Raw genomic sequence first — 13,043 nt, forward strand, 5'->3', positions numbered from 1 at the left:
TTAAATGATTCTTGAATTTAATAATGCGCTAGCTAATGACAATGAACAATGAGCAATCCCAAGGAAATGTTCATAACTCAAATAGAAATAATACGGACCTTCTTGCTTCGCAGATTGGATTAACTTAATGCAATCTACATAATTGAATAACTTTGCTTTACTAAATCTTCAAAATAACTGTATTTAATGCAAATTGGATGAGTTTTGTATGAGTTATGTATGGGTTTTATGTAGAAGAGATATTTCTCAGTGAAAATGACTAGAATTATTTTTGTGATTTATATTCTTTGAATATAAAGAAAATCAAAAAAATTGTAACAAACAAGGTTTTGTAAATAATTTAGGGCGGAGAGTGTGAATCGAAAATTAAGTATTTTTTCTCACAAAGCCAATAGAGAAGGACGCCATAGTTCTCAGTTGCTGATAATAGTATCAGGCTTAAAAACACTTAAAAATCAGTTCTCAGTAAGAAAAGTATTTAGTTATGTTGCAGTAGCATTAATGGTTGCGATCGCAGTACTCGCAGGACACACAGTATCTGCGCAATTAGTTCCTGACGGACCTTCGCAGCCGTTAACATCCCTCAAGACTGTACCAATTCCTGAACCAGCAAACTTAGGAGAATTTGTCAGCGATCGCGCCGCAGCTATCCGCTTAGGCAAAGCATTATTCTGGGATATGCAAATTGGCAGTGATGGTATTCAAGCATGTGCAACTTGCCACTTTCATGCTGGAACTGATACCAGAGCCAAAAATCAACTAAGTCCAGGATTACTACGTGTTAATGCTGATGGTAGTCCCAATCCCGATCAAACTTTTAGTGTAGGAAGTGGACCTAACTATACGCTCAAACCTGGAGACTTCCCCTTTCACAAGCTTACCGATCCTAACAATCGTTCTTCAGCAGTGCTAGCAGACAGTAATGATGTTGCAGGTTCGCAAGGCGTACCGCTAACTAAGTTCAACAATACGACTCCTGGTAATGCAGAGGATGACGTTACGGTACAACCCGACACCGTATTTCATGTCAATGGCACCAACGTTCGCCAGGTAACAGAGCGCAACACGCCTAGCACAGTTAACGCGGTATTCAACTTCCGTAACTTTTGGGATGGTAGAGCACAAGATGAATTTAATGGTGTTAATCCATTCGGTTCGCGAGATCCTGATGCGCGAGTTATCAAGGCATCTACACCAGCAGTACTGCCAAAAGAAGTCAAAATCAGTCTAAACAATGCCTCATTAGCTTCGCAAGCAGTAGGACCACCGCTAAGTTCGGTTGAAGAATCTGCAACAGGTCGGATCTTCCCTGATATTGGCAACAAACTCGGTCGAGTTAAACGTCGGTTACTTCCTAGAGAGACAGGTAAGAAATTACGTGCGTTGCGACCACTCGGCAAGCAGCTAGTTGCGGCTGACGATAGCGTACTTGGTGGTTTCAGTCGAGGAAGATTACCTGGGTTAAAAACAAACTACACGGCAATGATTAAGGCAGCATTTAAGCCTGAATGGTGGAGATCGGCTTATCTGATCAATGTTGATCCCAACACTGGAAACCGTAGTTTTGTGCGTAGAAAAGCTAACCAAATCGCAGATGCAGATGGAATTGTCGATCCTGATCAATTACCAAATCAGCAATATACGCTCTTAGACTACAACTTCTCGCTGTTCATGGGACTGGCAATTCAAATGTACGAGTCTACGCTCGTCTCAAATAATGCACCAATTGACCGATACCTTGAAGGCAATACAGGTGCTTTAACAACTGCACAAGTACGTGGTAAAGAGCTATTTGAAGGTAGGGCTAAATGCATTAACTGTCATGGTGGTGCAGAATTTACCAATGCATCTGTGAGAAATGTACGCAAAGAAAGACTCGAACTCATGGAAATGGGTAGCGGACAACCTGCAGTTTATGACAATGGTTTCTATAACATTGGCGTACGACCAACGCAAGAAGACTTAGGAGTAGGAGGAAAAGACCCCTCTGGCAATCCACTGTCTGAAACACGGCTGGCACAGCAAGGGAAATTTAACGCCTTGTTGGGCGAAAATCCTAATATCACAGTTGATGCAGGCGATCGCGTAGCAGTAGATGGTGCTTTCAAAACTCCAGGACTACGCAATATCGAACTCACCGCGCCTTACTTCCATAACGGCGGGCAATTAACCCTACGTCAAGTGATCGATTTTTACAATCGCGGTGGAGATTTCCACGAGCAGAATATCAACAACTTAGATCCAGATATCGAAAATCTGAACTTAAGTGAACAAGATAAAAATGACTTAGTAGAATTTCTCAAAGCCCTAACTGATGAACGCGTGCGTTCTGATAAAGCGCCCTTCGATCACCCACAACTGCTTATTCCTAACGGACATCCAGGAGATACTACATCTGTTACCAATAATGGTAAAGGTCACGCCACTGATGGCACGCTGTTGGAACTTCCCGCAGTAGGTCGTAATGGCGGTCGTGTGAGAGCCAATTTCTTGTCTTGAACTAAAGCTATTAGCTGTTAGCAATGAGCAATTAGCAATTAGCGCTAATTGCTTTTTTATTATGTCTTGCTACTCCACAATTTCATTGACAGGAAAGCGATCTAATAGTTGCATTGCCCGATATGCATTGCGCTGTAAAGCTTCTGATAAATAAGGAATGTGAGGTATTTGCGAAAGTAGATCTAAGGTTCGACGCAACAACCGCACGACATCGCCCTCATCCAAACTTGTATTTGCACAAAGTTCTAACCACTCTACTCCCAACGCCCACTGTTCAACTAATGCCACCAAATCATATTCCAACCAAATTGGAAATGCTACATTGTAACGGCGTTGCAATTGAAACAACTGACGGCGAGTAGAACGCAATCCGGCAAGTGCTTCTTCAACTTCAGAAGATAAAACATAGCGTACCCAACTATCTGGGCGAGTATTTTCGGTGACGAGTGCTGCTACGGCTGCTGCAAGGTGGTGTGGATCGAGTTGATCGAATTCACCACTGACTAAAGCAAGTCCTAACCATAATTCATTATCACCGCGAATCGCTGCTGCGACTTGTCCTAAATGCGTTGGCACTAACTCATTCAAGCAACCAAACCGCTGCAAAATTTCAATCAGATGTAAAAATTCTTCCCAGTGGTGCTGAGATAATTGACCTAACTCTTCTTGCCGTTCGGCAATTTCTGCTTGCAACTGCAAACTCTTGTTGCGACGCTTGAGAATCGTTGCTGGGGTGTCAGATTTGTGCAAAGGATGGGCTTGTAGTTGAGCTTCTAAAGCAGCAACTTTTGCTTGCTGTGCCAAAACTTCGGGGGCAATATTGAGTTCTGCTGTCTCAGGAATTGCGAGTGCGATCGCCGCAGTTTCTTGATTTCCCCGACGCGATTGTCCTGGCTTCAATGGCATTTCGACTGGTGGTAACAGATCGCTCGCAATTTCCAATCGCGGTAACTCTGCATAGAGATCGACAACATCGCTAGTCATCACCACATACCAGCGATTATCCTGTCCCAAACAAATTAAATACGGTGCTTGACCCGAACCTGGTGACTTGGCAACTAAAACAGCCGGAATTGGTGTTGCAGTTGGTACGTGTTTTCCGCGAAGACTCAATAATGTTCCTGACACGGCAAAGCTTAATGTTAAACCCAATTGCTCTACCCGTGCTTCTTGGGCTTGCTCGTGAAGTGTCTTTAAAAGTTGACGTTCTACTTTAATGCGTTGGCGTAATTTCTCATACTTGGCAAGCTGTTCCATATCTATAGACTGCAACTGTGCCTCAATTTGAGCGACTTGCCCTTGCAGATGTGCCAAAGATTCGTAGTGCGGTTGCAAATATAGCGTTGCTAAATACTGCCCAAAGCTGCGTTCTACAAGTTCTTTGGCTTCCTCTAAAGTATGAGTTTGCAATAAGTTCAACACCATACCGTAGCTTGGCGTAAACTGGCTCACAAGTGGATCTGGTTGCGCTGTAGCAAGATAGGCAGCTTCTTTCGCACCTTCAAACGGTGTTTGTAATGTGACAACATGACCAAGTTTATCCATCCCGCGACGTCCAGCACGCCCTGCCATTTGGAGAAATTCAGAAGGATTCAGTAGTCGGTGTCCGCGATCTGTGCGTTTGGAAAGTGTCGAAATAACAGTTGTTCGTGCAGGCATATTAATTCCTGCTGCTAGCGTTTCGGTTGCAAAAACAACTTTAATAAGTCCCTGTTGAAACAGTTCTTCGACTAGCCCTTTCCAAGTTGGTAATATCCCAGCATGGTGTGCCGCAATCCCGCGATAAAGAGGTTCAATTTGTCCAGCGCGTCCGGCTTCGGGGTTCCGTGCTAGAAATTCATCAATTTGTTGCTGTAGTTGTGCGGCTTCTGCTGAGTTGACAAGCGATAAATTTCCGATATTTGCGACAGCTTGGTCACATCCCCGACGGCTGAAGATAAAATAAATTGCCGGTAGCATATCCTTTGCTGCTAATCGCGAAATGGTAAATTCTAAACTAGGGGCTTCAAGACGCGCTCCATTGCGGCGTCCACCTTTGGCATAAGCATTACTACTTCCTGGCTTAGGCTTCAAACGTGGATTGATTTTAGATTTGTTATTGTCAAGCAGTGGAAATAATCCTTTAGGATTGCAAAAGTAAAATTCTAAAGGAACTGGGCGAAATTCTGAGTAAATAAGTTCAGTAGGACCGTGAACTTGATTGATCCAATCTGTGAGCTGTTGACTATTGGCAATTGTTGCTGACAGTGCAACTAATTGGACTTCTGAGGGGCAATAAATAATTGATTCTTCCCAAACAGTACCCCGCTGGCGATCGTTCATGTAATGACATTCATCCAGCACAACGGCTTCAACATCAACTAAAGAAGTTCCTACTTCACCTATAGGTGTTCCGTAAAGCATGTTACGGAAGATTTCGGTCGTCATCACCAAAATCGGTGCGTCGCGGTTAATTGAGGCATCTCCTGTGAGTAGCCCTACCATGTCAGCACCAAAGCGATCGCGAAAGTCACGCAGTTTTTGATTAGAAAGTGCTTTGAGGGGTGTAGTATAAAAAACTCGTTTGCCTCGGCTTAATGCCCGATAAATCGCGTATTCTCCAATTAATGTTTTTCCTGAACCTGTCGGCGCACACACCACAACCGAGTGACCAGCATTTAATGCTCGAATTGCCGCCAACTGGAAATCATCGAGTTCAAACGGAAATATCTCTTTTAAATTTAGTTCAGAAAACAGTTGCAAATTCACTCAATTGAGGTTAGTTAACTTGAAGACAAGCAGCTTGATTACCTTAAATTATAGACTTTAAAATGATTTCCTAATTTTTTGTCTAATCTCTAGTTCCCAACTCCTGCGATCGCACTGCTGCGGCTTTGACTGCGGCAATTAATCCGGCGCGGAATCCAGCACGTTCTAACTCGGTGACGCCGGCGATTGTTGTTCCACCTGGACTTGTGACTCGATCTTTAAGTTCGGCAGGGTGCATTTGAGTTTCTTGCAACAATTGTACTGTCCCACGCACAGTTTGCAGAGCGAGTTGAGTGGCGATCGCTCTTGGTAAGCCTGCTGCAACACCACCATCAGATAGTGCTTCTATTAATAATGCAACATAGGCAGGTCCTGAGCCTGACAACCCTGTCACCGCATCCATTAATGTTTCGGGAACTTCTACGACTTCTCCCACCGCAGTAAATAGCTGCTGGGCAATTTGCTTGTCGCGATCGCCTGCTTGCGCACCCAAAGAAATCGCTGTCATTCCAGCGCCGACTGTTGCTGGAGTATTAGGCATCGCTCTAATAATTGGAACTTGAGGAAAAGCCTTTTCTAATTGCGATAGAGACACTCCTGCTAAGATAGAAATAACAAGTGGTGTAGATTTTGTGAGTGGAGATACCAATTCAGCCGCCACTGCTGTAAATACTTGCGGTTTGATTGCTAAAAGCAGTACCGAAGCTTGAGTGACAACATAGTTGTCATCTGTAACTGAAACTCCGTATTGATTTGCTAAATAGTCGCGTCGTGCTGGTGATTTCTCGCCAACGATAATCTCTGTTGGTTGATATATTTTCTGAGAAACCAAGCGGGATAATAGCGCTTCTCCCATTACCCCGCCGCCAATAATCCCAAACTTAACAGACAATTGAACAATCCTTGTGTCTAGAACAGTACTAGCAACAAATGAAGCGTGTAATTAGCTATCAGCTAAACCACATGAATCTAGATGCTGCATAGCAATGGAGCGAGATGATTAAGACCTTATAGAGGCTTAGAACCATAATTACAAATAATTTTGACTTTTGACCTCTGAACCGTAGGTCTGCGCGAAGCGCGTCCCCTGACTCCTGCTATATGCCTTAACTAGACTGCGCAATTCGAGTAGAATCTGCTGACCAGGCTTGGCTGTGAACTGTTGTGCGTTCTGTCCGCACCTGAGTTTGAGGAACTTCTTGTACGACTCCTGACTGAGTTGTTACTTGTACGCAAATAGGAGTGAACAGAAAAATACTGTCGCCAACACGTTCTTGATGACCATCGATTGCGTAAGTTCCACCAGCGACAAAATCAACAGCACGTTGAGCCAGATCGGGGTCCATCATTGTGAGGTTGAGCACAACAGATTTACGCTCGCGCAAGGCTTGAATTGCCTGTGGCATTTCTTCAAACGAGCGGGGTTCCATCACAACAACTTCATACGTCCGATTTCCAGCCTCATGCATTCCAATTACATTATTCATCGAAGCTGCTCCTACTTCGGAATTAGGTTCTAAGGTAATTCTTTCGCGTACGCGCCGCCGTTGGCGTAAATCTTCTTCTATTGGCTGTGAATGTTCAGGTGGATAAGTATGGCGATAGCCATCCTCTTCGACAACTTCATAAATATCGTTGTCTTCTGCATATGGATCGTTCAAACCAACAAAGTCTTTGATTGTCTTGATAAATTTGCTCACTGTTGCACTCTCCCTGTCTATTCACACATATTAGTTAACTGGGAAAACATATTTTAATCAAGTAGGAATGCGATCGCATGATAGGCTGCGCTATTTCATACTTTTTTTCTCAAGCCATACTCCTGCATGAGGTTTGATTTAGGGGCTTTTCTGCTGGCAGGTTTCCTTGAAAATACAAAGTCACCTCAATTGAGAAAAGCGCTTTGACAACATTGGAGACCTTCAAGTTTGACAAGCTTTAAACCGATAGGTATCAAAAACTCAACTTGTAGCCTTCAATATCAAAATTACACAATGCTCTGGTTCATACTATCTTTTTTCTCTGTACTTCAACCGAGATATTACTGAATTTTTCGGAGTTTTCAGTTAGAAATGAATGTTGTATCCTTACCAGTTGTTTTCTGATGCTGTCGCCTGTGGCGGTGTTGGTCTTTCGCCGAACAGAATACGACCTAGTCTCACCATTGTGGCGCCAGCTTGCACTGCTAGGGAATAGTCGTGAGACATTCCCATAGAAAGCTGCTGCATGTGCAGGTTAGACCAATGTTGCTCTTGAATGTTACTCGCAAGATCGCGAGTTTGGTTGAAAAAATTAAGAATTTCTACATCATTTAATCCCAGCGGTGGAATTGTCATCAAACCTTGAAGATCTAAGCGATCGCATTGGTTAAGTGCTGGTAGGTCGTTAAGGAGTTCTGGTACAGTCCAGCCTGTTTTATTTGGATCGCTTTGCAATTTCACCTGAAGGCAAATTTTGGGCTTGCATGACGCCTGTGTTGCCAGTTGATTTAAACGTTGTGCCAACTTTAAGCTATCAACCGAATGAATCCACTCAAACAGTTCTAAAGCTTTTTTAGCTTTGTTTGTTTGTAACCGCCCAATCATGTGCCAGGTGATATCCGTTAAGTCATGTAATTGTGCCTGCTTACTTGCAGCTTCTTGAACGCGGCTTTCACCAAAATCGCGCACTCCAGCAGTATAAGCTTCACGCATCGCTGCAACAGAAACTTGTTTAGTGACAGCAATCAAACGGACTGTATCTGGCAGTTCTTTACGGATTAGAGCGATCCGTTCAGCAATCGAACTCATTGGAAGGTACGTTGCAAAATTGTTTGTAGCTGTTCGTACTCTTGTGTTTGTCCAGTACGGCGTAGCATGCGTAAGCGATTTTCTAGTAATAAACGTGCTTCAGAGCGACCAATCGGCTCAAACTTCATTCCTGATGTAGCAATAGTTACCAAAAAAAAGAGCCTCTGCGCATAGAGAGTAGTAAACAGTTCCTGGTGTTCCTCAACAAAACAGACTCTGTACAGTAGACCGAAATTTGGATGATTTATGTAATGTTCTGTGTTCATTCCCTCTTAATTAAAGAAGACTTAGCTGTGTTGAGACTACCAGATTAATAACGCCGATGATATCTTGATTTGGGACAGCCATTCTAGCTATTGGCTGTAAATTGAGTTGAAGATCAACAAAACAAAATTGCTGTGGCGATCGCATAGTCGCGATCGTGACTTAAACTCAATTGCCAAGACAAATCTTTGTTCCAAGTTGCAACTAATGCTGCGGCTCTCCCGTGTAAGTATACTGCAGGTGCTCCACTTGTTTGACGCTGAATTTCAATTTCGGTGTAACCGATACCCCGCCATCCTGTTACAAGTGCCTTTGCTACAGCTTCTTTTGCTGCCCAACGTCCAGCAAGTTGATGAATTGAAGGGCGAGTGTGTGAGTCTAGAGCATATCCACAATCGTATTGTTCTATTGGTGTATACACGCGGTGTAAAAAGCGATCGCCAAAGCGCTCAAATGCTGCTTGAATGCGTGGAATATAAACAATATCGGTTCCTAGTCGAATCATTACAAGTTAAGGGTAAAAAAAGCAGAGGAGACGAGAGTTATGAGTGTTGAGCTTAGAGAGTTATGAATGCTGAGTTATGAGTTTAAGAGAGTTGAGAAAATTCTTCAATTCAAACTTCAAAACTCAAAACTAATCACTAGCCAAAGCGCCATTCTTTCCCTCACTCCTCGACGCCACTTGCTACAACGGGGACACCCCCAAGGGTGCAGTGGCTCCCCCACGCTCCTCGCTCCTAGTTTTATCTAATGCTGCAAGTTGTGCCTGGGCTTTATGTAACGATTCGTGCCATTCTCTTTCTGGATCGCTATCAGCAACGATACCAGCGCCAACTTGACCCCAAATTTGAGTAGCTAGGGTGTTTGAAGGCACAGGAGCTGCCAGCAGCGTACGAATTAAAATATTCAAGTCCATATTACCGCGCCAATCGAGATAACCGCAGGAACCATAAAATAAGCTACGCCGAACGGGTTCTAATTCTTCGATAATTTCCATGCAGCGCAGTTTTGGGCAACCAGTAATTGTGCCACCAGGGAACATTGCACGAATTAAATCAATTGCACTGTGATTTGCATTCAATGTGCCTTTAACATTGCTGACAAGGTGCATAACATGACTGTAACGCTCTATTACGAGTAACTCATCAACCGCAACTGAACCCCAGGTACATACTCGCCCTAAGTCATTGCGTTCAAGATCGACGAGCATAATGTGTTCAGCTCTTTCTTTAGTGTTTGAAAGTAACTCTTGGGCAAGTTGGCGATCTTGTTCGGGTGTCACACCACGCGATCGCGTTCCGGCTATTGGTCTTGTTGTGGCTTGTTGTCCGACAAGTTGTACTAATCTTTCTGGTGAGCAACTTGCGATTTCTCCCCAAGGCGATCGCCAGTAACTTGCAAATGGCGATGGGTTAATTTTCTGTAATGTTTGATAAATCTCCCAGCCTGATGCAGTTGTTTGAGTTTCAAACCGCAGCGAAAGATTTGCCTGAAAGATATCTCCTGCTTGGATGTAGTTTTTAGCACGCCAAACTGCGTGTTCGTACTCAGCTTGGGAAGTCAGGAAGATAAGTGGGGCAGAGGAGCCGCTTTTTTCGTGCGGGGGTTTCCCCCGTTGAGCAAACTGGGGTGGGCAGAAGGGCAGAGGGGCAGGAGGTGCAGGGGGAGATGCTAGATTGCTTTGCAGTTTGTCTAATTGCTGAGGATCGGAGGCGGCTAAGTGAAGAATTTGCTGCCAGTGATCGAGAACTGCGAAGCACTCTGGTTCGTACCAAAACGCGACTGGAAAAGGTAATGAATCTTGTTTGAGAGTTGGTAGTTTTTCTAGTTCCCAGGCGAAATCGTATCCCAACCAACCGAGCCAACCACCAGTAAAGGGCAAAGTCGATTGAGGAGGTGATACAACTTGTTTATTGGCAGCACTAAGGAGCCGTTGACGGAGACATTGTAAAATTTCGCCTACTGCTGGAGTCCAAAATTGCAGACAGCCATTGATTGTACGAGGAGCGCCTGCACAGATTGAGTAGCGAGTTTGGATTAATTGCTGTGGTGGAGCATAGGGGCTTTCTAATAGAGTTGCAATAAACTCATTGGCAAACAAAGCAGCAAAAATTTGCGTGCCAGTACGATTTTCGAGAGGAAGCGATCGCCAATACCACGGTTGCATTTACACTTCGTTACCCCAAACAAATCTTGCTCCCCAAAAAGCAATTAAACATATTACAGCAATCCAGTCGCAGCTTCTTAGGCGGAGATCGTGCCATTGGACGCGATGCTCGTTTGGGCTGGTAAATCCCCTAACCATCATGGCATTAGCCATTTGTTCAGCTCGCAGTAAGAGATTTTCTAGCAACCGTTCTGCTACCAGCATCCAAACTTTTACAGCACCTTTCAACCCCAGTTTTTTCCAGTTAATTGCTCGTGTACGCACTGAACGAGCTAAGTTTTGCACCTCTTCTAAAACCAAGGGAATGAACCGCAGCGCTAGTGTCAAAGTTAAAGCAATTTCTGTTACAGGAATCTTCAACCAGCGTAAAGGACGCATTAAGCTTTCAATTCCGGCAGTAATTTCTTCTGGTGCAGTTGTTAATAAAAACAAGTTGGTACTGTAAATCAGCGTGAACAAAATTGTACTCAAGCGGATTGCCAAAACCAAAGAACGACGGGTGACAGTAATTGGTCCGCGCTGAAATAGAACATACTGATAATCCGAAGGTTGGGGTATAAAACTTAATGTATTACTTGGCAAGCGAGGTTGATAATCGATACTGAGAGTGTCTGGACTAACAGCACCTAGAAGTAACACAAAAAACGCTACCGTTAATAGCCAGCCCATTTGCTGACGCCACACTCGTAAGGGAATTTTAGCGGCAAAGGTAATCAACACTAGCAATCCCACCACCATAATTCGCCAAGGAGAGTTTGCCAAGATGGGAACCAGTAAAAAGCTCAATAACCAAGCTAACTTCACCCTAGGATCGAGCCGATGCAACCAAGTTACTGGTTGTTCTAGGTAAAGCCCCATTGGTAGCGATCGCAGTAAATCCATCTTTTAGAGAGGTCAGAGGTCAGAGAGGAAAGGAGCGAGGAGCGAGGAGCGAGTATAGAAGTTTAATAAAATATTTGAGTTTGGATTTTTATCTTCCCTAACCCCTAACTCCTCACTCCTCGCCCCTGTTTACACACGAGTAGCACGATTGGCAGTATTTTCGATATCGCGGGCTTTTTTGCTACGCCATAGTAAACGAATGGGCGTTCCGCTGAAGCCTAGTTGTTGCCGAAATTGACGTTCGATGTAGCGCCGATAGTTTGTATTAAAACGCTCTGCTTCATTAACAAATAGCGCGATCGCCGGAGGTTGGGTGCTGACTTGTGTACCGTAGTAAATTTTACCTTGGCGTCCTTGACGATTAGTAGGTGGTGAATGCCATCTCACAGCTTCTTCAAGGATTTCATTAACAACAGCGGTAGAAACTCGACGTTTGTGTGCTTCGGCTGCTTTAGTGACAAGATCTAGAATTTTTTCAATTCGCTGTCCTGTTTTAGCGCTGACAAAGATCATTTCTGCCCAATCGACAAAGTGTAATCTTTCTTGCGTGTGCTTTTCGTAATCGTAAATTGTGTACGAATCTTTTTCTACAGCATCCCATTTGTTCACGACGATAACACAAGCACGTCCTTCTTCTGCAATCCGTCCTACAAGTTTTTGATCTTGTTCTGTCACTCCATCAAGTGCATCAATAACTAATAAAACAACATCAGCGCGGCGAATTGCTTTGAATGCACGATTGATGCCAAAAAATTCTGGTCCGTACTCAACGTTTTTCTTTTTACGAATACCAGCTGTGTCTATCAATCGATATATTTGTCCTTGTCGTTCGATAACGGTATCAATGGTATCGCGGGTTGTCCCTGAAATTGGGCTGACGATCGCTCTTTGAGTGCCTACAAAGGCATTTAACATACTCGACTTACCAACATTAGGACGTCCGACGATCGCAACTTTAATTTCGTCGGTTTCGGGAAGTTCTGCTACAGGTGGTATGTGAGTAATCAGTTGATCGAGTAATTCTCCTGTTCCGCTACCATGAATTCCTGAAACAGGATAAGGTTCACCAAGTCCTAGTTCCCAAAATTGGGCAGCTTGAGCTAAGCCTTGATCGGGTGATTCGCATTTATTAACCGCTATCAGTACAGGTACAGGTTGTTGTCGCAGCCACTCAGCGATCGCTTCATCAGCAGGGGTTGGTCCACTTTGTCCATCTACTACAAAAATTGCAGCGACTGCTTCTGCTAAAGCTAGACTTGCTTGTTCTCGAATTAACGGTAAAAACTCAGTATCGTCATCAAAAACGAGTCCGCCTGTGTCAACTACTACAAATTCGCGATCGCGCCAGTAGGCATTTGAATAAGTGCGATCGCGCGTGACGCCTGGTTCATCGTAGACAATCGCATCTTGTGCGCCAGCTAAACGATTGACTAGCGTTGATTTGCCCACATTCGGGCGTCCGATAATAGCAACAATGGGCAAAGACATAATCTATCTGTGGCTGCAAGCTTTAGTCTTCTATTCTAGCGATTTTCATCATGGTATGACCTTTTCTCCCTAGTAGTTTATAATTGGCGCCACTAAGTTTGCTTTCACTGCAAACTGTGCTAACAATTTGATGTGGCAATCGGTTAAGCCTGGTTCGTGGTAGATATCATTGATTGCCCGCACGCGACCTTGTTTATACAATTCCA

10 protein-coding genes are annotated in these 13,043 nt (G+C 44.0%); 1 reads left to right on the forward strand and 9 read right to left on the reverse strand.

Annotated elements, in window-relative coordinates; translation table 11 throughout:
* Positions 1–354: 354 nt before the first annotated feature.
* A complete protein-coding gene (locus tag CSQ79_RS13655) occupies positions 355–2,499 on the forward strand; it encodes a cytochrome-c peroxidase (protein ID WP_289501117.1) in 2,145 nt (714 codons plus the stop codon).
* A 69-nt stretch (positions 2,500–2,568) separates the two neighbouring features.
* Here the strand turns inward: CSQ79_RS13655 and CSQ79_RS13660 are convergent, their stop codons facing one another.
* The 9 genes from CSQ79_RS13660 to der all read right to left on the reverse strand — a co-directional run bounded on the left by CSQ79_RS13660 (position 2,569) and on the right by der (position 12,837).
* Entirely contained in the window at positions 2,569–5,247 is a 2,679-nt protein-coding gene (locus CSQ79_RS13660) for a DEAD/DEAH box helicase (RefSeq protein ID WP_099701709.1), read from the reverse strand.
* Between the two features lie 82 nt (positions 5,248–5,329).
* Positions 5,330–6,139 (reverse strand): pyrroline-5-carboxylate reductase, encoded by an 810-nt coding sequence (gene proC, locus CSQ79_RS13665; protein ID WP_099701710.1) that lies wholly within the window; start codon positions 6,137–6,139, stop codon positions 5,330–5,332.
* Positions 6,140–6,353: 214 nt separating this feature from the next.
* Entirely contained in the window at positions 6,354–6,947 is a 594-nt protein-coding gene (locus CSQ79_RS13670) for a cell division protein SepF (RefSeq protein WP_099701711.1), read from the reverse strand.
* Between the two features lie 387 nt (positions 6,948–7,334).
* On the reverse strand, positions 7,335–8,036 hold the full coding sequence (locus CSQ79_RS13675; protein WP_099701712.1) for a YggS family pyridoxal phosphate-dependent enzyme: 702 nt from the start codon (positions 8,034–8,036) through the stop codon (positions 7,335–7,337).
* On the reverse strand, positions 8,033–8,302 hold the full coding sequence (gene pipX / locus CSQ79_RS13680) for a transcriptional coactivator PipX (RefSeq protein WP_099701713.1): 270 nt from the start codon (positions 8,300–8,302) through the stop codon (positions 8,033–8,035). The genes CSQ79_RS13675 and pipX overlap by 4 nt, the downstream gene beginning before the upstream one ends.
* A 113-nt stretch (positions 8,303–8,415) precedes the next feature.
* The gene (gene acpS / locus CSQ79_RS13685) at positions 8,416–8,805 is read right to left on the reverse strand and encodes a holo-ACP synthase (protein ID WP_099701714.1); all 390 of its coding nucleotides are present in this window, start codon (positions 8,803–8,805) and stop codon (positions 8,416–8,418) included.
* Between the two features lie 180 nt (positions 8,806–8,985).
* The gene (locus CSQ79_RS13690) at positions 8,986–10,467 is read right to left on the reverse strand and encodes an anthranilate synthase component I (protein ID WP_099701715.1); all 1,482 of its coding nucleotides are present in this window, start codon (positions 10,465–10,467) and stop codon (positions 8,986–8,988) included.
* Positions 10,468–11,349, reverse strand: coding sequence for an energy-coupling factor transporter transmembrane component T family protein (locus CSQ79_RS13695; RefSeq protein ID WP_099701716.1), 882 nt, complete (start codon positions 11,347–11,349; stop codon positions 10,468–10,470).
* Between the two features lie 129 nt (positions 11,350–11,478).
* On the reverse strand, positions 11,479–12,837 hold the full coding sequence (der, locus tag CSQ79_RS13700; RefSeq protein WP_099701717.1) for a ribosome biogenesis GTPase Der: 1,359 nt from the start codon (positions 12,835–12,837) through the stop codon (positions 11,479–11,481).
* Positions 12,838–13,043 lie beyond the last annotated feature (206 nt).

Origin of the sequence: Gloeocapsopsis sp. IPPAS B-1203 (assembly GCF_002749975.1) — a bacterium.
In the GTDB taxonomy this organism is placed as follows: Bacteria; Cyanobacteriota; Cyanobacteriia; order Cyanobacteriales; family Chroococcidiopsidaceae; genus Gloeocapsopsis.